Raw genomic sequence first — 23834 nt, forward strand, 5'->3', positions numbered from 1 at the left:
CGATGCCCTCTCCCTAGACAGGAGGAGACATTTGGCTGTCAGGGCGCCTCGTGAGGAGTGATGTCCCGAGAGCTCAGGCTGCCTGATGCAGCAGTCCGTCAGCGACCCTCAGGGAGACTTCGCATGCGTTGGACCGTCCACTCGGAAAAACCCCTCTATACCGACCAGTGGCTCGACATCCGCCTCGCGGACGTGGAGATCACCGGAGGTCGACATCTGGCGCATCGGGTCATCCGCTCGGCTCCCGGCGCTGGAGCCGCCGTGCTCGACGGTCAGGGCAACGTCCTTCTCCTGTGGCGTCACCGCTTCATCACCGATACCTGGGGCTATGAGATCCCCATCGGTGGCATCACCAAGGGAGAGCAGCCCAAGGACGCCGCCGCACGCGAGGTCGAGGAGGAAACCGGATGGAGGCCGGGCCCGCTGAGGCCACTGCTGTACACCCAGCCCTCCAGCGGCCTCTCGGACACCGAACACCACATCTTCGTCGCTGAGAGCGCCGAGCACGTCGGTGAACCGGAAGAGGACTGGGAAGCCGAGCGCCTGGACTGGGTCCCGATCGAGCGCATCCCTGACTTGGTGAGCAAACGCGAACTCGTCAGCGGTACGTCCATGAACGCGCTTCTCTACCTCTACGCGACAGGGGCCTGCGCGCGGTGAGCACACAGCCGGGATTCCTGATGAGCTGAGAAAGCCGGTCGGGCTCTGGCCGGAGCAGGACGGGTGCTGGGCCGTGTGCACCGTGCCCAGCGCCTCTGATCTGTCACAGACGAGGTCGGACACCCGGGGACGTGGTGTGGAGGTCGCCGGCCGCCCCCAAACGCTCAGGACCGCCCGGGCGGGCAGCGCCCGTGACCGTACACGGCGCGGGCCCTGGCGCTGCCTCGCGGGTGCATCTGGACACAGGCCCGCGCCCCAGGTGTCAGGCTGGTGTGTGACCCAGGAGGGCGAAGACCGCCTCAGCGGCCTGAAGATCGTCGTCGGGCATCATGTTCGTGTAGAAGTCAGCGGTGAAGGCATAGCTGCTGTGCCCGAGCGTCTCGGAAATGATCTTCATGTCCGCGCCCGCGGACAGCGTGAGACTCGCGGCGCAGTGCCGAAGGTCGTGGAACCGGATCGGCGGCAGACCAGCCTCGTCTGTCAGGTGGATGAACCGCTCCCTCAGGGTGTGGCGGCTGATCCGTTTCCCCCACCGGTCGGTGAAGACCAGCCCGCTGTGCGTCCACAGCAGACCACTCCGCTCACGCTCACGTTGTTGGGCATGCCGCCACTGGCGCAGGGCCACGACGTTGGCCTGGCCCAGGTGGATGGTGCGGTAGCTACGCTCTGTCTTCGTGCCTTGGATGGTGAAGGAACCCGGCGCGTTGAGGTCCACGTCGGGCCAACGCAGCCCGAGCAGCTCGCCGCACCGGGGGCCGCGGCTCATCGCCAGTAGGTACAGCGCGAAGTAGCGTTCACCCACCTCGGCCAGGTGGCGCAGGAAAGCCACGCACTGCTCAGTGGTCCACACCATGACCTGGGCCGGCTTCTCACCACTCTCCCGCCAGGCGTCGACCCGCGCCTGGGTCCACACCAACGGCGGTTTCCTCGCCAGCGGAGGCAGACCGGTGTAGGTGGCCGGGTTGTTGACGAGCAACCCCCTTTCGCACGCCTCCGTCAGTACTGAGCTGATGACCGCATGCACCTTGCAGATGCGTTTGGCGCTCAGGGGGTACTGCCAGGTCCCCTTGAGCTTGCGGGCGCCGCGGTTGGTCCTGGTCGGTGCGAGGCGTTCGGTGACGGTGGGGACCAGGTCGTTGGCCGCCGTGTTCTGGGATCCCAGAACCCGATAGAGGGCCTGCAGGTGAGGCGGGAGCAACTTGACGAGCTTGAGGTCGCCCCAGACCGGGACGAGCAGGTTGTTGATGATGCGTTCGTAGTCCTCGAACGAGGTCTTGACCAGCCTCGGCTTGTTGCGCACCAGCCAGTCCTGGAAGTACTCGGCCACGGTGACCTTGTAGGCGCAGGGCAGACCGCCGAGGCTGGTGCGCAGGATCTCGGCCCGAACCGCCGCCTCGGCCTCGGCGCGGGTGCGGAAGGGACCGACCCTGGGTTGGCGGCGCTGACCACCGGCGCTGGGGGCGTCGTAGCGCCCGTACCACTGGGCGTGCCCGGGCCTCTTGGATTTCGGGCACTCACCTTTCCGGTAAGGCCTCTTCGTCGTCGGGTTCTGGCAGAAACACATGCGGGCGAAGCTCCCGTTGATGGTGCTACCTCCAGCAAACGGGGGAGGGGTTTCAGCCTCTTGTGTTCCCGATATTCAAGCGGAGCAACGTGTTTCTTTGATTCTTCCGAAAAGAGGTCCTTTTTGTTGGCATTGGTCTGAAACGTGCTCGGGGTTGGGGGCTCTTGTTTAAGGCAGTGGTTCTTTCTTTGGGGCGTGGCTCGAGAAGGAGACAAGCGAGCCCCCGATGGGTTGACGGTCGAGAGTTCGAGGCCACGAGCTCGAGGGCACGGTGTTGCCTTGGCAGGCCTGATGCCGGGTGTTTCTCGTCGATCGGGTGTCTGCGAGGATCGCTCTTCGTAGACACAACCCAACAGTCACACCTGAGATCGGAGGACGCCAGGTGCGCGGTAGCGTCAAGCGCCAATGCTGGTGCACAAACCCTGAGACAAAGCGTGCCTATCGGCTGGGGCAGTGCCCGAAGTGGACCGACCCCGGACACGGCAAGTGGTACGCGCGCTATGACCTTCCCCTGGAAACGGGAGAGCGCTGTCAAGGAAGGCTCGGTCCCTTCGACACCCAAAGGCAAGCACAGGAAGAGGTCAAGGCCGCCATCACTCGGACCAGAGCTGGGTTGGTGCCCGAAGTGCCCCACCAGACCGTGCCCGAACTCGTTCAGGGGTGGTTGGAGAGCAACAAGGCCCACTGGGCGATGAGTACCTACAACGACTACGAGACCATCTGGCGCCTGTTCATCGCGCCAGCCTTGGGGAAGGTGAGACTGAGCGAGCTCACCTGCCAGCACCTGAACCGCCTGTACGCGGCCATGGGCGACAAGGAGACCTCTGCCCTGGATGCGTACGAGCGCAAACTGAGACGGCGTCTTCAGCAGGCACGGGCAGAGTCCGCAAGGAAGACGCCGTGGCGCCCCTCCAGCCCAGGGCGCATTCACAAGGTGCACGCGGTCATCAGGTCGGCTCTGACTCATGCCTGCAGGGTGGGGCTGCTCGCTCACAACCCCGCCCAGTACGTGACCCTGCCGAGGGTGCCCTATCGGCGCGCTCTGGTGTGGACCCCTGAGCGCACGGAGAGTTGGCGACGTACTGGCGAAAGGCCGTCCGCGGTCATGGCCTGGACCGAGGGCCAGGCAGGGTGGTTCCTCGACCAGATCGAGGAAACAGAATACCGCGACCACTCCCTGTTCCATCTGGCGCTGACCCGGGGGCCTCGGTGTCAGGAGATGCTCAATCTCCAATGGCGCGATCTGAGCCTGGAAGACTCGGGGGCGGTGGCGATCCACGGAACAAAAACCCCGCGTAGTCAGCGCACCATCAGTTTGGGCAAGGAGAACGTTGCGCAGCTGCGTAAATGGCGCAAGGTTCAGCAGGCCGAGCGGGAAAAAGCTGGCAAAAAGTGGGTGCAGTCGGATTATGTGTTCACTGATGAGGACGGAAAGAGGCTGACCCGACACCAACTGCGAGACAAGTTGATCGCGTTGACCAAAAAAGCGGACTTGCCTCCCATTAGGGTGCACGATCTTCGGCACTGCGCGGCGAGCTATTCTTTGTCCGCAGGAACGAGCCTGAAGGTGATTTCGAAGATGCTCGGACACCGGAACTACAAGTTCACCCCTGACACTTACGTCCATGTGATGCCTAAGTGCGATGAGGCGGCTGCTGAAGCGGTAACCAGGGTTATTCCTCGTCTTGCGGCTTGAGGCTCTGAAACCCGAGTGTCCTCACACAACGCCTAAGGGCTCTTTTCCCTGTTGAGCCTGGGGTGACAAATCAATGCGCAGGCGAAGCATCCAACCAGCCAACTCTGATGCGCTCGCCCTGCTCAGCGCCGGCCCAACCGTTTCAACGACACGTCCTGGCGGTCCAAGCGGTCAGCGATCACGCCTGTGCGGCACTGGTGCAGGTGCTCGTAGTCATGCCCTTTGCCTTCGCGCAGCGTCGGTTCTTCCCACTGGCGTCCACCCCGAGTGCGGAAGGGCGTTTCCCCAGTTCCAGGGCTTGCCGAGCCTGGCACTCAGGCGGAATCGCGCCCGAGAACACCCTCAAGGACTGGTGGGCCGCCTCGATGAGGATGAGGGCTGCTCCCCGCTGTGTGCCTCGATGTTCCGAAGGTCTGCTGACCGCTACACCCAGTGACAAGACGAGCCCATTTTATGTGATGCAGGTCACTCTCGCTTGGTACAAAGCCGCCTGGGGCTGGCCTGCTGAGGGGTGCTGGCGCGCTGGGTTTCGCCGCATGCCTTCTGCGGCACTCTCAGGTCCAGGTCGCCCGAGGGCTCGTTCCCGCAGTTCAGCGGCCAGGGGTGGGGGCAGGGGGTGACTGGCGTGCGTACCTGACACGGATCCTGTGCCAGTGGACCCCTGAATATGAGAAGACCTGGGGCTTCTCTCGCTTTCGCGATGCGAGAAGCCCCAGGTCAGAGCGCGGAGGATATGGGATTTGAACCCATGAAGGGGTTGCCCCCTAACCGCATTAGCAGCGCGATAGTTCACTATTGCATCATGTTCTCAGGTGCCCTGTGATGCCATTTTATATGGTCAGTATAGGTTCGCCGTGTCATGGTGTGTTGCCCTGTATCCCATGGTGCCGGAAGATTTGTGCCGGGAAAGTGCCAGGGTTCTGCCAGTGGGATCAAGCTTTGTTTGTACCAGCTAAACGAAGCTATCACAAGCTGCCTCTGTCACTGAACGCAGTGTCTTCCTCTTTGAGCGGAGCTCCAGGTGGACTCAAGAGCAGCGCTCCGGGGTCGTTCTTCGCCTCGGGTGCGTGCAGAGTGCATGGTTGCTCATGGCTCACTGAGGAAGCAAGATGAAGTTTTACCTGACTGCCTGTCACAAGCTTCGGTCCCAGGCCCCTTCTTCTGTCGAAGACAGAGTGAAGCGGGGTGGATCCTGTCTGAAGAAGGCGAGTCCAAGGAAGAGCCAAGAACCGAACTATTGATCTGCGGAACCACCAAGATCGTAGTCTGCGGAGTGGCTGTCATCGCTGCGATCGTCTCCTGTCGGCACGCATACGCGGTGTTCACGGACGACGGGGAGAGCAGCGCTACCGCGATCATTATCCCCTTGACGATTGATGGTCTGGTTTATACAGCGTCGATGGTGGTTCTGCACTCAGCCGGGGTGGGGGTGAAATATCCTCCCTTGGCTTGGATGTTATTGTGGTTGAAAATAATAGCGACTCTAGCCGCGAACATTGCTTATGGGTGGGTGACTGTTCAGGTGTCCTGAAGAAGACTCAAGCTGTTTCGGGCATCCAGCACTCGCCCTGGGCCAGGTGGACCAGGGCGTCGAACATGCCAATACCGTGCTTGGCGGCGGTCGCGATATAGGAGCGCACCGCGCAGAACCACTCGGCCCCGGCCAGGGACCGTAAGCACCCCGAGACCTTCTGGCGGACCTTGACCATCCGCACCTCGCGCTCGGCCGCGTTGTTGTCGAACGGGGCCCGCTCATCGACCGTGAACCGCAGGTAATCCGCTTCCCGGTCGCGCATCCGCCTGGCCAACGCGTGGAACTTGGCCACCAGCTTGGACTCCCGGCCCGAAGTCTGGGCCAGGCCGATGGCCACCGCGCTGCGCCACTGGTGACCCAGCCCGTCCAAACGCACGGTGTCGATTCCCTCCAGCGAGGAGACCGTGGCCAGGTGCGCATCGACCAGGCGCTTCATCTGACGCAGCGCGTCAGCGGCCTGCCCGGCCCAGCACCACACCCCCTCCCCAGCCGCGTCCTGGACCGCTTGCAACTCGCGCAGCAGGTGGGCGTTGCACAACACATGAGCGGCCACACCCTTATAGGTGTCATAGGGGGCCCAGGCGTCATGGACCGCCAACCCAGCGAAGGCGGGCAGGACCCCGGCGGCGTCCATCCCCACGGTGCCGCGTTTGGGGTGGGCGCTCAGCAGGCTCCACTTGCCGGTGGAGGCCGAATGCACCCACACCAGGCCCCCGCCCACCCGCAGCGAGGTCTCGTCGAAGTGCGCCACCTGGGCGGAAGCGATCTCCTCGGTGGCGGCGCGAGTGAAGGCCTCCAACGCGGTGGCGGCCCGGCGTGCGGTGTCCACGACTGTGCCCGCCGACACGGGGCATCCCACCAGGTCCGACAGGGCTTGGGCGGTGCGCTTGGCGGACAGGAACTGGCCCAGGTACAGGTAGCAGATCATCGCGCGCACGTTCGCTCCGAACTGGACCGGAGCGTTGATCCCCTCGGGGGCGCTGGCTCGGGTGCGCTCCCCGCAGGCGCAGGTGTGCTCGATCATCTGGTGCTCGGTCACCGTGGGTTTGATGGGGGGCAGGTCCACGACCTGGCGGCGCACCAGCCCGGTCTGCTCGGATCCGGCCAGGTCTCCTCCGCACCCACCGCAGGTGTGGGGGTGGTGTTCCAGCACGTGGTCGGGGTCCGGGGTTTGGGCGCGCGTTTGGCCTGGGTGGCCGGGTTGCCCGCCGGGTTTGCGGCCGGTGCGGCGGCGCTGGGACTTCGGCTTCGGCTTGACGAAGGGGTCCGTGGAGGAAGGCTTGGAGGAGTTCGTGGAGTCGCTGTCCAGTCGGGCTTGAAGCTCGGCGATGCGCTCGTTGGCTTGGGACAGATCAGCGCGGAGTTGGGTGATCGTGGCTGCCTGCTCAACGACCAGCGCGGCGAGCTCCTCGTAGGAGGGCGCGGGCTGGTCGGAGGAGGTCACGGGCTCATCGTTACAGGCTAGGCGCGTGCCGCGCAGGCAAACCGATCAACCCGCCCGAGAGACCTGAACAGTCACATGGGTGGCAGCATGAGATTGTCGGTTCACTTGTGGCCGCATGGCCAGCGATCGCCCTAGTGGGGTGTTACGAGATACTCATTTGGTTAGTGCGTACGATGGGAAATCGGGGTCGGTGCAACCCAAAGAGAGTGTGGGAATCGACCAGGAATCAATGAGTGCCTACAGGGAGAGCGTGCGTATCGGAAGTCCACTCTCAGAGCGCAAGCTAGCTGAGAGATACGGGAAGACCAGACGCTGGCCAAGATCCATTATTGAAAGATCAGGTGATCAGGAAGGCTTCTGAGACGATAAGAGGCTGGCAAGGGCAGCAGTCCACCCAGTCGTCAGTTCAGTGTGAGCTGTTCGGTGCGTGGACCAGTTTGGTACGTGCTGGTACACGTACCTGTTTGCCTGGAGCGATCGAGGTTGATTGCGGTACGGGGGTCTGTGGCTGTTGCACACCCCTTGGGCCAGTTTGGTACGTCCGTGGTGGAGGCAGGGCTCCGGCAAAGTCGGGTTGTAGGGATGTGACCTGCGTCTTCGTAGGGCGAACAAGCAGAAGCGGGCGTGTCCGACCCGGTTGGATGGAAGTTCTTCACGCTTTCGCCCAACCGAGGAACACGCCCGCGAATGTCATCGTCTCACCCCGGCGAGCTCATCGTCGAGCCCGTCTCCCGCCAGGATCACCTGATCCAGGTCCTTCAAGGTGTGCCCGACCCACGCAAACCCCGCGGACGACGCCACACCCTGGCCGCGCTGATCGCCGTGGCCGTCTGCGCGACCCTGGCCGGAGCCAAAGGGTTCACCGCGATCGGCCAGTGGGCCGCCGAGACCACCACCCACACCCTCACCGCCCTGGGCATGCTCCGGGGAGCCGCCGACGAGGCGACCTTTCGCCGCACCTTCGCCCGCTTGGACGCCGACCTGCTCGATCAGGTGCTGGGCGCTTGGGCCGCCACCCGCCTGATGGTGGTCAACGGGCTGCGGGTCATCTCCTTGGACGGCAAGACCCTGCGCGGTGCCCGTACCGGAACCGAACGGGCACCGCACCTGGTCGCCGCCTTGTGCGGCACCACCACCCTGGGCCAGGTCGCGGTGGACGCCAAAAGCAACGAGATTCCCGCCGTGCGGGACCTGCTCGGCCTCCTGGACATCGACGGAGCGGTCGTCACCCTTGACGCGATGCACACCCAGACCGACACCGCTACCACCATCCGGACCGGGGGCGCCCACTACGTCTTCACAGTCAAGGCCAACAACAAAAACCTGTACGCCCAGCTCAAGAAGGTGCCGTGGAAGCACGTGCCCGTACACACCACACGCGATACCGGGCACGGCCGCAAAGAGACCCGCACCATCAAGACCGCCCAGGTCCCGGCATGGGTCACCTTCGAAGGCGCCGCTCAGATCGCCCAGCTACGCCGCACCACCTGGCGCAAGAAGTCCAAGGGCTCACCCAAACGCAAGAGCGTGGAGGTCGTCTACCTGATCACCTCGGCCGACCACCGCGTTGCTCCTGCGTTGGTGCTGTCCGGGTGGGTGCGCCAGCACTGGGGGATCGAGAACAAGCTCCATCACGTGCGGGATGTGACCTACGACGAGGACCGCTCCCAAGTGCGCACGGGCAGCGCTCCCCAGGTCATGGCGACCCTGCGCAACACCGCGATCGGACTGCTGCGAGCAGCCGGGTTCGACAACATCGCCCAGGCCAACCGTCACATGATCCGCGACGAGGCTCGCCCACTCAGACTCCTACAGACCTGACTTTGCCGGAGCCCTGGTCCTGGGCCGCCGTCGTGCGGGCCGTGACACCAGAGCCTCCCACAGCCCGGCCGGCGGAAACACTCCCGGGTGCGCGCCGAGTTCGGACGGGCTTCCTGCCGAAGAGATCCGCTAGCACTCGAAGGGGTCAGGCCCGACCGGTGCACGGACGGATCGTTCGGCTTCCGGCCGGTCCTCAGCCTCGGCCGACTGTGCCCACCGCATGGGCGCTGTGGTGGGGAACGATGGCGACGGGAACGCGGGCCTGGTGGAGCACGCTCTGGCTCACCGATCCCAGGAAGAGGCCGCGCACGCCGCCCCGGCCGCGGGACCCGACAACCACCAGGTCGGCTTCGGCGCTCTCGGCCAGGAGCGCGTGTGCCGGGTCCTCCCGTGTACAGGTCACGGTGATGTCGACGTTGTGCACGGTGCCTTCCCCGGCCTGCGCGATCATGTCCGTGACCAGGTCCTTCGACAGGCGTTCGGGCCACCTGTCCGGCGGGTATCCGCTCAAGGCGACCAGGGGCTGGGCGGCGAACGGAGTAGGGGTCTCCGTGCTGTTCACCACGACCAGGGAGGCGTCCGCGGCCCTGGCCCCCTGTTCCAGGGCGAAGACCAGTGCCCGTCGAGAGCACTCGGAGCCGTCCACTCCCACCACGATCCGTCTCGGCTCGATACCAGGGCTGTGGGTGTCGTGGACCACGACCACGGGGCAGGTGGCCTGAGCGGCCAGCCGGACGCCCACCGATCCCAGCACAGCCGTGCCCAACGCACCCAGGCCGCGTGAACCGACAACGATCACGTCCTCAGGCCCGGACCGCCGTAGCAGGGCCAAAGCGGGCTTCTCCAGAGCCAGACGCGTCTTCACCGGCCCGGCGAAGCGCTGGGAACGCAGGTGTTCGGCCGCGTGCGCGAGCACGTACTCGGCGTACTCGACCGCCATGTCGGAAGGGAGCAGGCGGAACACCCCGGTGTTGCGCCGTCGCGCCAGCGGCATCGACAGGGCGTACACCACGACCAGCGGCACGTTTCGCCGACCGGCTTCCGCCGCCGCCCAGGACAGCGCCTCCTGTGCTGTGGAAGAGCCATCGACTCCCACCAGCACCTTCGGTGAGGCTGGCGCGTCGTCGACCATGCCCGGCTCCTTCGTGAAGACGCCGTAGTCCGTGCCCTACTCCTGGTCTTCCGTGCAGCCACCTGGGCAAACATGCCATGTACAGGTTGTACGCCGCTGGTGCTCGCCTCCCACGAGGCGGCTCGTGGGATGAGACAAGCTGGGGGATGGATCACCCGGGCGGCAGGTCGGGTCCAGGCTCCATCCCAGCTGCGCGGCGAGCAGCCCCCGCGCAAGCCCGCGATAAGAGCAGACCCGTCTCACGGTCGGAGGCGAACCAGCGTGCCGCGATGAGGACCTCGGGGATGCAGCGGGTGTCCTCCCGCTCCCCCGGGTTGCTACCCCTCACAGGGGCGATGAGGACGGTAACGCCCCAGGGCAGCGGTGACCCACGCTGATGTTGCTACCCCTCACAGGGGCGATGAGGACCAACGGTAAAGTCCCTGGCCACAGCAAGTACGACTCATCGATCCAAGTCAGATTTTTCAGCGGCCCTCCGGTAGTGCAAACGACCCCGGTGCGTCGCTGAAAACCATCCTTGAACTCAGCCACACTGACATCCAACACCATCGCTCGGACAGGCCCACCTTTGCGAGAAAGCACCTGCTCCGAACGAGGGCAAGCCTTCTAATCCGATGGCCGCAGGTCCGAATCCTGTCGGGTGCTCAACAAAACCCCAGTTCAGGATGAGTACATCGCCTCATCTCAGAGGAGACCTCGCGCTGATGGGGTCCAGTGTGGGACCGAGGCGGGACCGATCCTTCGCTCACGCCAACGGACCTTCTCGAGTTGCGCCACCCCAGGGACGCTGTACGTTCAGCCGCCCGCTGCGCCGCCTCCGGTGGCACAGCGCCGGCCGCACCCGAGTGCCCCTTCAAAGCTGACCGGTTCCCGGGAGTGACGGGAGGCGATCCCGACATACACCCTTCCCTTCACCAGACCCGGCACAAGACACCTCGACTCGTGATCGATGACCGGGCCGGGCACCCCGGTCGCCTGCCCTGATGCGCTGGGTGATGCGGTGCCCGGAAGGGCGATCATCCTTCCGTGGTCTTCAGCTGCCCGACGATTCCTCGTTCTCGGTCATCGACGTACCAGTGCTCGGCGATCAGCCGCGGATGCCGGGCCCGTAGCGCCGCCATGCTCGTCTCGACGGCGTCGTCCTCGGCGAAGACGGGAACGAACGCCTCCGGAACGGCCGATTCGGGCGCTGCGTCCTCCACCAGGGCATCGAGGATCCGGTTCCGCATCTCGAACGGGCCCTGTGTTTCCCGCAGGGCGGGTCCGTCCGTCCAGCACAGGGTCCAGATGCCCGCCAGCGAGAACGACCTCTCGATCCCCACCGCTTCGGAGGGCGGTTGAGAGGGCGTGACGTCAGCGGCGCCAGGGAGCAGCACGGGCAGCCCGGCTTCGAGCTCGGGGCGGATCCACAGTCCGAGCAGCCGGTTCGATCCCGGTTCATCCCCGAACTGCCGTCGATGGTTGACCAGATAGTCGCTCACGTTCTCGACCGCGGACCTGACGTCGTCCACGCTTCGAACCAACAGGAGCATGTTCATCGGGTACTTCCCTTCCCTGGAGTGAAGTGGCGCTGCACGTGCCGGTCGTCATGTGCTCAGCGGTGCGGACGGACGGCCGCCCTCGGGGGTGGCCGTGGCCGGAAGCCAGGGCCGCCAACCGGTGGAGGTGTAGCGGAGCCAGGGTTGATCGGGGCGCTCGCGTGCGGCGAGACCGACCCAGTCGTGGTCGAACATGTGACGCAGCACGGTGTGACGCGCAATGAGGGTGTCCAACCGCTGCAAGGGTGCCTGCACGATGGCGAGCAGGCGTTGCGGTTCGTGCCTGGTGTGGTGGCCGTCGGTGAGGGACTGCCAGGGCAGGCCGGACCGAAGGTCGCCGGTGTGACCGGTCATGACACCGAGGCCACCGCCGACGACGTTGTGGAGGGCCTTGCTGCCGGCGCCGAAGGCCTGGGGATCGGTGGCGGCGAAGTAGTACTGGCTGTTGATCCAGTGCGCGACGACGAGCGGCGCCGTGAGGATGGTCTCCAGGACGGTGCCGGCCGGGTCGAGGTCGGGGTCGTAGTCGTGGAGGAACAGACGGCCGTGCAGGTCGATCCCCCGGGTGAGGGCGCGGGGTGCGATGAGGAAGGCCGCGTTGTCGGCCAGACCCCATTCGGGGAAGACCTGGGCCCAGTCGCGGGCGCGCGTGCGGGTGTGGCGCGCCGCCTGCCGGGGGCGGGGCCGGGAAGGTGCGCCCGGTAGGGTGGCGCAGCGCTCGGCGGCCAGGTGTGCGCCGGCCGTGCGAAGATCGGCGGTGAGCCGGTCGACGTCCCGGCGGTGGGTGTCGGGCAGGAGGTGGGTGTCCAACAGGCGCACGGTGTCGGTGGTGGTGTCGTGTTCGGCCGGAACGAACCGGGTGTCGTCGGGAATGCCGATGCCGCGTTCGGCGAGGTGTCGGCGGACCTGTGGATCGTTGAGCAGGGCGGCGGCGGCGCGGGCGTTGGGGCCGCCGGGGTGCCCCCCGCATGCACCGCAGTCCAGTGCGGCCTGGTAGGGGTTGTTGTCGGTGTGGGCACGGTGCCCGCAGAGCACGACCAGGCGTGCGAACCCCTGGGTCAAACCCATCAGCGTGAGGATGCCTTCGGCGGTCGCGGTGCGCTCCTCGGGGGTGAAGGCGTCCTCGAGGGAGATCTCGGTCGCAGGGTCGGCGGTGATGCGGCGCGTCCACCACGCGCGGGCGGCGCCGACGGCACCGGGAGTGAAGGTCTTGGCCGCGGCCAACGGGCCCAGGAGCCAACCGGCCGATTCGGCGAGCACGAACGGTGCCACCAGGTCGTCCTTGGCGGCGTGGAGGGAGTGGTCGGCCGCGGCGAGTACCCGGCGACCGGTCAGCGACCGTTCGGCCGCGCGCTGTCGGCCCTCGCTGGGGCGTTCGGTGACGGTGTGCCGGGGCGTGATCGGGCCCGGGCACTGGGCGCGAGCGGTTCCTCCGGCGAGGTCGCGGTAGCGCATGGCGACGGCGAAGAATCCGGCGAAGCCCAGGGTCTGGTAGTCGCCGAGCGCTTCCAGGTGGCGGCGCAGTCCCTCGGAACGGGGATCGATGCAGCACACCACCTGTGCCCGCGGAGGGGCGTCGGTCCACTCGGGCTCCGAGCGGCTCAGGGTGCGCAGCAGTCGGCTCCGGTAGTGGTCTTCGTAGGCGTCCAGCCAGACGAGGGTCCGTTGTTCCACCGGGAGTCGGTCGAGGAACCGCGCCAATTCGGTGCGCTGTGCCGCGTCGGTGTCGGTGATCTTCAGGGCCTCCAGTAGGTGGCGGGCCCGATCTTCGGGTTCGGTGGTGGCCTGCCTGGTGTCGAGCAGGTCGGCGGAGGCCGAGTTCCACGCCGTACCGCGGGTATGGGTCTCGGTGAGCGCGGCGGCTTCGGTGGTCAACCGCAGGGCGAGGTAGGCGACCAGGTCGATACCACTGCCCTGCAGTTCGCCCCGCCAGCGGATGTGGGCGGCGAATCCGGGAAGGCATGCCAGATGGGCCTGGAGATAGCGGGTGCACTGGTCGTCCGGGACACCGAGGGCGGCCAGAGCCTCCGCAACGGCCTGCTCGGCCCGTTCGGGCAGGTCCCGAAGACGTGTGCGCACGCGCCGCGGCAGGGCCGTGTCGTGTACGGCCAGAGCCCGCCACGCATGGTAGAAGCCTCGGTCGCGGCCGGGCATCCGCCAGGTGGACTGGCCCTCGTCCAAATAAGCCGAACACCACTGGATCGTGTGGGTGTCGAGGAGGGCGGCCATGTCCGGGGCCAGCGCTTCAGTCGCTGTGCGTGCCTGGCGGATCGGCGGGGGTTGGTGATGCCCTGGTGCAGATCGGCCGACAGGAGTTCGACCGGGTCGTAGGGCCGGCAGCCGAGGGTGAGCGGTCGGCATCGCAGCACCTCGGGGTGGCGGCGGATCAACGCGGCACGCACGTCGTCGTCGGTGATCCGCCCGTGCCGCCAGGCCGCCCGCAGCCAGCTCTCGTCCGGGGTAACCCGCGCTCCGAGCAGGTCCGCGGCGGTGATGGCCGCGTCCGCGAAGGGGCGGTCCACCAGGCCGGACAGCGGGTTGACCGCGATGAAGTCGGCGAGCGGCCAGGTCGGCGCCAAGAACGCGGCGGCGTCGGCGATCACGGCACGCACGGCGGCTGCCGAGGCGGCGGGCTCGGGAGCGGCCTTGGTGATGGGTCCGATGGTCATGGGTTGCGACTCCTCACTGCTGTGATGACGGTGGCGGGACGCGCGACGGCGTGAAGCCCTGGGGCCGCGCTTCCGGGAGACCCGGGTGGCTCCGGTCAGAGCGCCGGAAGCCGTCCGGCGGTCCCGTCGAGGGTCCGGGCCCGGCCGATCACGCCCCGGCCCCCTCGGGAAGGGGCACCGGCCGTGGGTGCGGTGCGGGCACCGCACGTGACGGGAGACCCGGAGTGGTGTGCGTGCGCTGCTGTCCGGCGGACAACGCCAACACGTAGAGGCGGTCGCGCCAGCGGCCGAGACCGAGTGCGTGTGCCCGGTGGACCAACAGCGCTCCGACCACCGGCACCGCCACCACGATCGCCGGCAACCAGGCCGGAACTGCGGCGGTGGCGGCGACGGGCATGCTCGGGGCCAGGAACTCCGTGACCGCGGCCACCACGCCCAGGTAGCCGATCACCGCACCCGGCAGCACGACCACCACGGTGGCCAGCGCCCCCACGGTCGGGTGGCGCCGCAGCCATCCCCACGCCAGCCGTGCGGCGGTGGCCGCGGCGAAGATCAGTAGCGCCGCGCCTCCGGTGTGCGGGGGCAGCCACCAGATCGCGACGGCCACGGCCGCAACCGCGACGGCTCCGGCGAGGACGGCCACCTGCACCGCACGCGCGGGGGTCCACCGGGGCGCGGGCGGAGCCAGGATGCGCTGGGTGTAGCGCTGCACCGCCGACCCCGAGCCCAGGAACAAGGCGGCTTTGAACAGTCCGTGCGCCAACAGGTGCACTACCGCCGCCGCGTAGAGGCCGAGCGCGCAGGTCATGAGCATGAACCCCATCTGCCCGATCGTGGAGTGCACCAGCGAGCCCTTGACGTCGGGGCGGGTCAGCATGATCGCCGTGGCGGCCACAGCGCTGACGGCGCCGATGGCGAACGCCAGGTGTGTCGCCGCCGGGACTGCACCGAAGATCGGCGACAGCTTCACCAGGAGCACCCCGCCCGCGTTGACCACGCCGGCGTGCAGCAGCGCCGAGACCGGGGTCGGCGCCGCCAAAGTCGCCGACAGCCACCGGTGCCAAGGCAACTGCGCACACCGTGCGGCCGCGGCGATCACCAGCGAGCAGGCCACCGCCGTGCCCACCGCGCTGCCGAAGGCTATGTCGTTCTGGTCGCGCAGGTCGAGATCGCCCCAGGCGGCGACCGCGAGAACCACCCCGGACCACAATGCGACGTCTCCGATGATGACCACACGCGCGGTGCGGTGGGAGGCGTCGATGGCCGAAGGGGCGGGTCGGTACATTCCCACGAGTCGCCACAGGGCGGCACCGGTCAGCGACCACGCCACCGCCAGGGTGACCAGCGTGACCGCGGCCACCATCGCCGCGGTCGCGGCGGTCAGCGCCCCGGCCGTGATGGCGAACGCGGCCGCGGCCGGGTCGCCGCGCAGGTAGCGCAGGGCGAACACCTGGACCACCGCGCTGATCGCGCACACTAGCAACAGCACGATCGCCTCGAGGCGGTCGGCCGCCAACCCGGTCCAGACGTGCCCGTCCGGAGCGGCCAACACCATCGCCACCGGTCCGCCGAGGGCCACCGTCACGGCCAGAGCCCCGGCCAGTGCGGTCGTCGACAGTGCCGCGCCCGCGCCCAGCGCGGGTGCCAGGGGTCGCAGGCTCCGGATCGATCCGGTCATCGCCGCGACGGCGGGAAGGGCTACCAGGGCCAGCAGCAGCATCCCCGTCACGCGGCCGCACCTTCCGTCTCAGCGCCCGTCGCGGCGCGACCCGAGACCGGGGTCGCGGTGACGTCGGTGGCGATGGAGCCCGGCGAGCCGGTGTTGATCGCCGCGTCCGGTGACGGGGACCACCGGGAAATACGGCCCCGCGAAGCCTCGTCGGCCGTCGGCTCACCACCGGTCGGCACACGCGCCATCTCGACGCCACCCATGACACCCGCCTCCAAAGCACGACATTGATGACGCGTGTTAATATACACGACATGAATCGTACGACATCAATAGCGTGCAATGAGGATCGTGCTATCAGTCACCTGCCACGGGGTGCCATGGTGGATATGCAGGAGTGGACGTTTCTCACCAACCACGCCCACGTACTGCTGTGCGTGGTGCGGGATCCCCAGGCCCGCTTGCGGGATGTCGCCGAGCAGGTCGGCATCACAGAACGGGCCGCACAGCGCATCGTGGCGGACCTCGTCGAAGCCGGATACCTGGAACGAGAGCGCGAAGGGCGCCGCAACCGGTACCGGATGCACGCGGAGTTGCCACTGCGCCATCCGATGGACCGCGACACCCCCATCGGAGAACTCCTGACCGTGCTCATCGGCACCCGCAACGGCCCTGACGAGGCCCTGTGACCACCACCGCCCACCCCTACGCGGACGCACGCGTCGCACTGGCCACCAGACACGCCAAGGACAAGGTCCTGGGCCCGGCCTTGGCCCGGATCCCGGGTCTGCGCCTGATCCTCGCCGACGACGTCGACACCGACGAGCTGGGCACTTTCACCGGTGAGGTCCCACGCGCGGCATCGCCGTCCGTGACCGCCGTGCGCAAGGCACGCCTCGGTCTACGGTCGACCGGCCTCGGTCTCGCCGTGGCCAGCGAAGGCTCCTTCGGTCCGCATCCCATGGCTCCGATGCTCAGTGCCGGCGACGAGATCCTCGCCTTCCTCGACACCACCCGGGACCTGTGCATCGTGGAGCGCCGCCTGGGCCTCACGAACTTCGCCCACACCACCGCCCGACGCCTCGATGAGACCATCGAGGCGTTCTTGGGCCGAACCGGTTTCGGCGCCCACGCGATGATCGTGCGCCCCCACACCCCGATCGATCCGCAGGACCCCCGCCCTATCAGTAAGGGCATCCGGACCCGCGCCGAACTGGCCGCCGCGATCGACGAGTGCGCCCTACGGTCGGCCGACGGCCTGGCCCGGCTGGAGACCGACATGCGCGCCCACCTCAATCCCACGCGCATGCGCGAGATCGGACTGCTCGCCGACCGGCTCACCGACCGCCTCGCCACGCTGTGCCCCGCCTGCGGCACCCCCGGATACGGCCAGGTCGACCGAGAACCCGGCCTTCCGTGCGACAGTTGCTCTGAGCCCACATCACAGACCCTCGCCGTCATCCACGGATGCCAGCGGTGTCCTCATCGCAGCAGCCACCCCAGAGACGACGGTCGGGTCAGCACCGACCCCACGTTCTGCGACGGGTGCAATCCGTGATCGAACCCCGCGGTCCGACATCACCGACGCGACCGTCGGTAGGGCCCACCGGCGCAGACCAGACCCCAAGACGAAAGGACTGACGTGCTCGACATCGGCCTTACCACTTGGATCGTCACGATCGCCGTCATCGTGGCCCTGCTCGCCGCAGACCTGACCATCGCCGCGCTGAAGCCGCACCGCGTCGGGTTCCGGGAGGCGACCGCGTGGTCGGTCTTCTACATCGCGGTGGCCCTGATCTTCGGCGTGTGGTTCACCCTGGCTCACGGCGGCGAGCTCGGCACCGAGTACTTCGTCGGCTACCTGGTGGAGAAGAGCCTGTCCGTCGACAACCTCTTCGTCTTCGTCATCATCATCACGACCTTCGCGGTACCGGTCGAGCATCAGCACAAGGTGCTGACGTTCGGCATCGTGCTCGCCCTGGCCATGCGGGCGGTGTTCATCGCACTCGGAGCCGCGCTGTTGGCACTGTTCTCCTTCATGTTCCTCGTGTTCGGCCTGCTGTTGATCTACACGGCGATCCAGTTGTTCCGGCACCGCAACGAGGACCCCGAGATCGATGACAACGCCGTGGTGCGTCTGGCCCGGCGGGTCCTGCCGGTCACCGACGGGTTCGTCGGTGGCAGGATCTTCACCCGGGGTCGATGGCCGCCGCGTGGTCACGCCGATGCTCATCGTGCTGATCGCAATCGGCACCGTCGACCTGCTGTTCGCCGTGGACTCGATCCCGGCGATCTTCGGGATCACCCAGGAGCCCTACATCGTGTTCACCGCGAACGCGTTCGCCCTGCTCGGGCTGCGCGCACTGTTCTTCCTGGTGAAGGGCTTGCTCGACCGGCTGGTGTACCTCTCGACCGGGCTGGCGCTCATCCTGCTGTTCATCGGCGCGAAACTGCTTCTGCACTGGGCCCACGTGGACCTGGACGAACGGGTCCCGGAGATCCCGACGCTGGCGAGCCTGGCGGTGATCATCGTGATCCTGGTCGTGGTCACTGTGGCGAGCCTGGCCAAGACCCGCCGCGACCCTACGGCCAAGGCCCACGCGGGCTCACTTCGCGCGCACGACGCCGAGGCCGGGCGCGAGGACACCACCGAAGAGCCGTGAGCCGGGCAATTGGACGACATGAAATACGCGTGCCGAAAGACGCGATACGCACGACAGGGAGGTGGGGTAAGGTCATGGTATGCAGGAGTGGACGTTTCTCACCAACCACGCCCACGTACTGCTGTGCGTGGTACGGGACCCCCAGGCCCGGTTGCGCGATGTCGCCGAACAGGTGGGCATCACAGAACGGGCCGCGCAGCGCATCGTGGCGGACCTCGTCGAAGCCGGATACCTGGAACGAGAGCGCGAAGGGCGCCGCAACCGGTACCGGATGCACGCGGAGTTGCCACTGCGCCATCCGATGGACCGCGACACCGCCATCGGAGAACTCGTGGCCGTGCTCATCGGCACCCGCATCGACCCTGACCAGGTGGCGTGACCGCCACCGTCCACCCTCGTACGGACCCGCGCGTCGCGCGGCCCACGGACACGCCGAACAGCGGGCCACGCGCCTGACCCTCGCCGACGACGGCGACGGCGACGGGGCAGGAGGCTGCGCGGGCAGGAGTCCGACCACGTGATACCTCTGACCGCAGCCGCCGTCGCCGAGGCGACCGGAGGTCGCCTGACCGCCGGCACCGACCCCCTCCTACGGGTCACGGCACCCGCGAGCATCGACTCACGCCGGGTCGACCCCGGCGGCCTGTTCGCCGCGATCCCCGGTCGGCACACCGACGGGCACGACCACGCCCAGGCCGCCATCGCCGCGGGCGCGGCGCTGGTGCTCGCCTCACGGCCGGTGGCCGCCCCGGCCGTCCAGGTCGCCGATGTCACCGTCGCGCTCGGCACGCTGGCCCGCCACGTGGCGGGCCAGCTGTCGGCGACCGTCATCGGCATCACCGGATCGAACGGAAAGACCAGCACCAAGGATCTCGCCGCCCAGGTGCTGGCGCACCACGGACCCGTCACCGCCACCGACGGTTCGTACAACAACGAACTCGGATTCCCCCTCACGGTCCTGCGCGCCACCCCCGACACGCGCTACCTCGTCCTGGAGATGGGCGCCCGGGGCCGCGGGCACCTCGGCTACCTGTGCGACCTGGTCACGCCCCATGTAGGCCTGGTGCTCAACGTCGGCACCGCCCACATCGGCCAGTACCCCGACGGACAGGCCGGGATCGCCGCGGCCAAGAACGAACTGGTCACCGGACTCCCCGACGCCGACCACGGCGGCCTCGCCGTCCTCAACGCCGACGATCCGCTCGTCTCAGCCATGGCGGACCGAACCCGTGCCCGCCCCATGTGGTGGAGCCACCACCCCGATCCGACGCGCGTGCACGCCCGCGACGTGCGCCTCACCCCGGACGGTCGCGCGGAATTCACCCTGCGCACCCCCGAGGGCACCGCGCCCGTCATGCTCTCGCTCACCGGCCGACACCACATCGGCAACGCACTCGCCGTCGCGGCGACCGCCCATGGCCTGGGCCTGGACACCGCGACGATCGCCCAAGCTCTGACCGAAGCACGGCCCGGATCCGCCGGACGTATGCAGACCATCATCCGGAATGACGGTATTACCCTCGTCCACGACGCCTACAACGCGAATCCGGACTCGATGTCGGCCGCTCTCATCGCACTGACCTCGATGACCGCGCGTCGCCGCATCGCGGTCCTGGGAGAGATGGCCGAACTCGGAGAGCACGCCGCCCAAGCCCATTGCCACCTGGGCGTGCTCGCCGCACAGGCCGCTCTCGACCTCCTGGTCGTGGTCGGCGATGACCACGCCGCCCTGATCGCCGACGCCGCCCGCGCCGCATGCGCCCACCTCGACATCGTCTCCGTCCGTGACGCACGGCAGGCCCACGACGCCCTCCACCGCGGCCTTCACCCCGGCGACCTCGTCTTGATCAAGGCCTCCCGGGCCGCCCGCCTCGAAGACCTCGTCGCCGCCCTCAACGACCGCTGAACCGGCCGGAGCCACGACTCGCCCGGTCGCGGGGCCCGGCCGCCCGGCCGAGCCGATCCGCGATCGCCGATCCGATCCCCTCCAGGGCGGGAAGCGATGCCACGACGACCTCGCATCCATGCCGGTCGAAGTCATGGAGGAACCCATAAAGCCGCTGCGCGTACTGTGCGGCCGAGTCCGGTACCGCGATCACATGCTGCGCGGAAGACGACACGGCATCACCCGCGAACTCGGGAGGAAGAAGGACACCGACCCGACGCCCTTGCGCCACCAGCAGTTCGGCTTCGTCGGGGACCCGGTCCGGCTCGACCAGGAGGACCCGGGCCTGCGGCGCGTAGTGCGACGGGAACTGGCCCGGAACCCGGACAGCGCTCTTGGCCCGCACCGACACGGCACGGCCCAGTACGTGCTCGAGATCCTCTCTACTCACACCACCGGGGCGCAGGATCGCCGGCTCACCCGTGAGATCGACGATGGCGGACTCGACGCCGACCGAGCACGGGCCACCGTCGAGCACATAGTCGACGTCCGCGCCCAGTCCCTCATGGACATGACGGGTCGTCGTAGGGCTGACCTCGCCGAAGCGGTTGGCCGAGGGCGCCGCCACCCCGCCGCCGAAAGCCGTCAGCATCCGCAGGGCGACCGGATGGTCCGGCACCCGCAGCGCGATGGTGTCGAGGCCACCGGTGACCACACGGGGAACACGGTCCGCCCGCCGAAGCACCAGCGTCAACGGGCCCGGCCAGAAGCGTTCGGCGATCAGGTGCGCGGTGTCGGGGACGTCGGCCGCCCACTCAGCGAGCTGATGTGCGCCGCCGAGGTGCACGATCAGCGGATGCGTCGTCGGCCGCCCCTTCACCGTGAAGACACGCTCCACGGCGCCGACATTCTCGGCATCGGCGCCGAGCCCGTACACGGTCTCGGTGGGGAACGCGACCAGACCGCCCGCACCCAAGGTGCGAGCGGCGCACTCGATGCGGTCGAGTACGAGTTCTGGTTGATCCGAAATCTCCGTTCACCCCTCGTAACAACAATCTGACACACCGATATTCAGCGTGATCAGTTACCGTGCTGTATGCCGTCGGCTCTCCCGGGGAGTAGCGATCTCAGCCTATCCTCGCTGGGCGCTGCAGCGTCGACCAAGATCCCGGTCACACCTTCACCGCTGTCGAACACGCTCTGCTCACCGCCGCCGTCGACGCCCGTCGCTTGGGCCACCGTGCTCCTCTGTCCGCAGCCCTGCTCGCCCAGGCCGCCGACGCGGACCTGGACCCCCGCGAACGCCCCACCGGTCCCGACTGGGCCCAAGCGGCACTGGCCGCGTTCAAGGCAGAGTTGGTCCGCAATCGCGGGCCCTGGAGGAATCTGGACGAGGTGGAGATCGCGGTGGCCGAGTACGTGGACTGGTTCAACCACCGCCGGTTGCACGGCGAGATCGGTCTGGTCCCGCCGGCGGAGTTCGAGGACGGCTTTTACCGGCACCTGTCGGGTTCAACAGAAGGCGAAGCGTTGGTTCCGAGCCTCCAATAAACCCGGTACGAAACAGACCAGCCAGTCCTGGAAGTACTCGGCCACGGTGACTTTGTAGGCGCAGGGGAGGCCGCCCAGACTGGTGCGCAGGATCTCGGCTCGGACCGCCGCCTCGGCCTCGGCGCGGGTGCGGAAGGGCCCCACCCTGGGTTGGTTGCGCTTACCGTCTGTGCTGGGCGCGTTGTAGCGCCCGTACCACTGTGCGTGCCCGGGCCGTTTGAATTTTGGGCACTCCCCTCTCCGCAGGGCTCCGGCAAAGTCAGGTCTGTAGGAGTCTGAGTGGGCGAGCCTCGTCGCGGATCATGTGACGGTTGGCCTGGGCGATGTTGTCGAACCCGGCTGCTCGCAGCAGTCCGATCGCGGTGTTGCGCAGGGTCGCCATGACCTGGGGAGCGCTGCCCGTGCGCACTTGGGAGCGGTCCTCGTCGTAGGTCACATCCCGCACGTGATGGAGCTTGTTCTCGATCCCCCAGTGCTGGCGCACCCACCCGGACAGCACCAACGCAGGAGCAACGCGGTGGTCGGCCGAGGTGATCAGGTAGACGACCTCCACGCTCTTGCGTTTGGGTGAGCCCTTGGACTTCTTGCGCCAGGTGGTGCGGCGTAGCTGGGCGATCTGAGCGGCGCCTTCGAAGGTGACCCATGCCGGGACCTGGGCGGTCTTGATGGTGCGGGTCTCTTTGCGGCCGTGCCCGGTATCGCGTGTGGTGTGTACGGGCACGTGCTTCCACGGCACCTTCTTGAGCTGGGCGTACAGGTTTTTGTTGTTGGCCTTGACTGTGAAGACGTAGTGGGCGCCCCCGGTCCGGATGGTGGTAGCGGTGTCGGTCTGGGTGTGCATCGCGTCAAGGGTGACGACCGCTCCGTCGATGTCCAGGAGGCCGAGCAGGTCCCGCACGGCGGGAATCTCGTTGCTTTTGGCGTCCACCGCGACCTGGCCCAGGGTGGTGGTGCCGCACAAGGCGGCGACCAGGTGCGGTGCCCGTTCGGTTCCGGTACGGGCACCGCGCAGGGTCTTGCCGTCCAAGGAGATGACCCGCAGCCCGTTGACCACCATCAGGCGGGTGGCGGCCCAAGCGCCCAGCACCTGATCGAGCAGGTCGGCGTCCAAGCGGGCGAAGGTGCGGCGAAAGGTCGCCTCGTCGGCGGCTCCCCGGAGCATGCCCAGGGCGGTGAGGGTGTGGGTGGTGGTCTCGGCGGCCCACTGGCCGATCGCGGTGAACCCTTTGGCTCCGGCCAGGGTCGCGCAGACGGCCACGGCGATCAGCGCGGCCAGGGTGTGGCGTCGTCCGCGGGGTTTGCGTGGGTCGGGCACACCTTGAAGGACCTGGATCAGGTGATCCTGGCGGGAGACGGGCTCGACGATGAGCTCGCCGGGGTGAGACGATGACATTCGCGGGCGTGTTCCTCGGTTGGGCGAAAGCGTGAAGAACTTCCATCCAACCGGGTCGGACACGCCCGCTTCTGCTTGTTCGCCCTACGAAGACGCAGGTCACATCCCTACAACCCGACTTTGCCGGAGCCCTGCCCCTCTCCGGTAGGGCTTCTTCGTCTGCGGGTTCCGACAAAAACACGTTCGAAAGAAGCTCCCGTTGATGGTGCGACCTCCAGCAAGGGGGAGTGATGTGACAGTGCCTGTTATTCCCCCTATTCAAGCGATGCAACATCCCTCTTTGATAACTTCAATAGCAGTCCTCTTTGTTGCAATTCGCCTGAAATGCACTCGCACGGTGAGTGTAACTTCTCGGATGACATCCTCAACCTTGGGGATCGACCCTCGGAGAAGACAGACGCCCCAGCTCCCACGGCCGAGAGCCCAACGCCCCGAGGGAGAGCACGCGAGGGGGTATCGAGTGCCCTCGCCGTAGAGCGCGTCCCTCACATACCGTGTCTGTCATAATCGGCCACCGAAGCGTCAACCCAACGGCCACACATGAAAACGGAGGACACCAAGTGCGCGGTAGCGTCAACCGTCTCTGCTGGTGCAGGAACCCCGACACAAAGCGTC

19 protein-coding genes and 3 pseudogenes are annotated in these 23834 nt (G+C 67.3%); 12 read left to right on the plus strand and 10 right to left on the minus strand.

Annotated elements, in window-relative coordinates; genetic code table 11:
- Positions 1 to 123: 123 nt before the first annotated feature.
- A complete protein-coding gene (locus tag NE857_RS01860) occupies positions 124 to 660 on the plus strand; it encodes an NUDIX hydrolase (RefSeq protein ID WP_254419503.1) in 537 nt (178 codons plus the stop codon).
- A gap of 262 nt (positions 661 to 922) precedes the next feature.
- Here the strand turns inward: NE857_RS01860 and NE857_RS01865 are convergent, their stop codons facing one another.
- Positions 923 to 2224, minus strand: a complete 1302-nt coding sequence (locus NE857_RS01865; protein WP_254419504.1) for a site-specific integrase — start codon at positions 2222 to 2224, stop codon at positions 923 to 925.
- A 616-nt stretch (positions 2225 to 2840) separates the two neighbouring features.
- Between NE857_RS01865 and NE857_RS01870 the strand changes: the two genes are divergently transcribed.
- The gene (locus NE857_RS01870) at positions 2841 to 3920 is read left to right on the plus strand and encodes a tyrosine-type recombinase/integrase (RefSeq protein ID WP_254419505.1); all 1080 of its coding nucleotides are present in this window, start codon (positions 2841 to 2843) and stop codon (positions 3918 to 3920) included.
- A 1078-nt stretch (positions 3921 to 4998) separates the two neighbouring features.
- The gene (locus tag NE857_RS01875) at positions 4999 to 5451 is read left to right on the plus strand and encodes a DUF2637 domain-containing protein (RefSeq protein ID WP_254419506.1); all 453 of its coding nucleotides are present in this window, start codon (positions 4999 to 5001) and stop codon (positions 5449 to 5451) included.
- 7 nt (positions 5452 to 5458) lie between these two features.
- On the opposite strand, the gene tnpC is transcribed toward NE857_RS01875, so the two are convergent.
- Entirely contained in the window at positions 5459 to 6898 is a 1440-nt protein-coding gene (gene tnpC, locus NE857_RS01880; RefSeq protein WP_184360673.1) for an IS66 family transposase, read from the minus strand.
- A gap of 687 nt (positions 6899 to 7585) precedes the next feature.
- On the opposite strand from tnpC, the gene NE857_RS01885 reads away from it, so the two are divergent.
- Complete coding sequence (locus tag NE857_RS01885; protein WP_221318711.1) at positions 7586 to 8719, plus strand: ISAs1 family transposase; 1134 nt, start codon at positions 7586 to 7588, stop codon at positions 8717 to 8719.
- 193 nt (positions 8720 to 8912) lie between these two features.
- Here the strand turns inward: NE857_RS01885 and NE857_RS01890 are convergent, their stop codons facing one another.
- The 4 genes and pseudogenes from NE857_RS01890 to NE857_RS01905 form a co-directional block, all read right to left on the minus strand.
- The gene (locus NE857_RS01890; RefSeq protein WP_254419507.1) at positions 8913 to 9851 is read right to left on the minus strand and encodes a universal stress protein; all 939 of its coding nucleotides are present in this window, start codon (positions 9849 to 9851) and stop codon (positions 8913 to 8915) included.
- Between the two features lie 1016 nt (positions 9852 to 10867).
- Entirely contained in the window at positions 10868 to 11389 is a 522-nt protein-coding gene (locus NE857_RS01895; protein ID WP_254419508.1) for a hypothetical protein, read from the minus strand.
- A gap of 48 nt (positions 11390 to 11437) precedes the next feature.
- Positions 11438 to 13618, minus strand: coding sequence for a DUF2309 domain-containing protein (locus NE857_RS01900; protein ID WP_254419509.1), 2181 nt, complete (start codon positions 13616 to 13618; stop codon positions 11438 to 11440).
- A 113-nt stretch (positions 13619 to 13731) separates the two neighbouring features.
- Positions 13732 to 13968 (minus strand): annotated as a pseudogene (locus NE857_RS01905) (putative inorganic carbon transporter subunit DabA); the annotation flags it as partial.
- Here NE857_RS01905 and NE857_RS01910 point away from each other — a divergent pair.
- A complete protein-coding gene (locus tag NE857_RS01910; protein WP_254422180.1) occupies positions 13883 to 14083 on the plus strand; it encodes a hypothetical protein in 201 nt (66 codons plus the stop codon). The pseudogene NE857_RS01905 and the gene NE857_RS01910 sit on opposite strands and share 86 nt — an antisense overlap.
- Before the next feature lie 123 nt (positions 14084 to 14206).
- Here the strand turns inward: NE857_RS01910 and NE857_RS01915 are convergent, their stop codons facing one another.
- Together NE857_RS01915 and NE857_RS01920 are read right to left on the minus strand one after the other, a co-directional pair.
- On the minus strand, positions 14207 to 15778 hold the full coding sequence (locus tag NE857_RS01915; RefSeq protein ID WP_254421838.1) for a proton-conducting transporter transmembrane domain-containing protein: 1572 nt from the start codon (positions 15776 to 15778) through the stop codon (positions 14207 to 14209).
- A 5-nt stretch (positions 15779 to 15783) separates the two neighbouring features.
- Positions 15784 to 15990 carry a hypothetical protein gene (locus tag NE857_RS01920; RefSeq protein ID WP_254419510.1) on the minus strand — a complete coding sequence of 69 codons (207 nt, stop codon included), beginning with the start codon at positions 15988 to 15990 and terminating at the stop codon, positions 15784 to 15786.
- A 117-nt stretch (positions 15991 to 16107) separates the two neighbouring features.
- On the opposite strand from NE857_RS01920, the gene NE857_RS01925 reads away from it, so the two are divergent.
- The 6 genes and pseudogenes from NE857_RS01925 (at position 16108) to NE857_RS01950 (ending at position 20296) form a co-directional block, all read left to right on the plus strand.
- Positions 16108 to 16416, plus strand: coding sequence for a winged helix-turn-helix domain-containing protein (locus NE857_RS01925; RefSeq protein WP_254419511.1), 309 nt, complete (start codon positions 16108 to 16110; stop codon positions 16414 to 16416).
- Positions 16413 to 17285, plus strand: a complete 873-nt coding sequence (locus NE857_RS01930; protein WP_254419512.1) for a DUF6671 family protein — start codon at positions 16413 to 16415, stop codon at positions 17283 to 17285. The genes NE857_RS01925 and NE857_RS01930 overlap by 4 nt, the downstream gene beginning before the upstream one ends.
- Before the next feature lie 306 nt (positions 17286 to 17591).
- Positions 17592 to 17783 (plus strand): annotated as a pseudogene (locus tag NE857_RS01935) (TerC family protein); the annotation flags it as partial.
- A gap of 178 nt (positions 17784 to 17961) precedes the next feature.
- Complete coding sequence (locus NE857_RS01940; protein WP_254419513.1) at positions 17962 to 18390, plus strand: TerC family protein; 429 nt, start codon at positions 17962 to 17964, stop codon at positions 18388 to 18390.
- A 79-nt stretch (positions 18391 to 18469) separates the two neighbouring features.
- Positions 18470 to 18769 (plus strand): winged helix-turn-helix domain-containing protein, encoded by a 300-nt coding sequence (locus NE857_RS01945; RefSeq protein ID WP_254419514.1) that lies wholly within the window; start codon positions 18470 to 18472, stop codon positions 18767 to 18769.
- A 138-nt stretch (positions 18770 to 18907) separates the two neighbouring features.
- Positions 18908 to 20296: a UDP-N-acetylmuramoyl-tripeptide--D-alanyl-D-alanine ligase gene (locus tag NE857_RS01950; protein WP_254419515.1), complete on the plus strand. Its 1389-nt coding sequence runs from the start codon at positions 18908 to 18910 to the stop codon at positions 20294 to 20296.
- On the opposite strand, the gene NE857_RS01955 is transcribed toward NE857_RS01950, so the two are convergent.
- Positions 20283 to 21305, minus strand: a complete 1023-nt coding sequence (locus NE857_RS01955) for an L-threonylcarbamoyladenylate synthase (RefSeq protein WP_301184347.1) — start codon at positions 21303 to 21305, stop codon at positions 20283 to 20285. The two genes, NE857_RS01950 and NE857_RS01955, sit on opposite strands and share 14 nt — an antisense overlap.
- A 323-nt stretch (positions 21306 to 21628) precedes the next feature.
- On the opposite strand from NE857_RS01955, the pseudogene NE857_RS34650 reads away from it, so the two are divergent.
- A pseudogene (locus tag NE857_RS34650) lies at positions 21629 to 21826 on the plus strand (IS3 family transposase); the annotation flags it as partial.
- Positions 21827 to 22085: 259 nt separating this feature from the next.
- Here the strand turns inward: NE857_RS34650 and NE857_RS01965 are convergent.
- Positions 22086 to 23219 (minus strand): ISAs1 family transposase, encoded by a 1134-nt coding sequence (locus NE857_RS01965; protein ID WP_221318711.1) that lies wholly within the window; start codon positions 23217 to 23219, stop codon positions 22086 to 22088.
- Positions 23220 to 23834 lie beyond the last annotated feature (615 nt).

Origin of the sequence: Nocardiopsis exhalans, assembly GCF_024134545.1 — a bacterium.
In the GTDB taxonomy this organism is placed as follows: Bacteria; Actinomycetota; Actinomycetes; order Streptosporangiales; family Streptosporangiaceae; genus Nocardiopsis; species Nocardiopsis exhalans.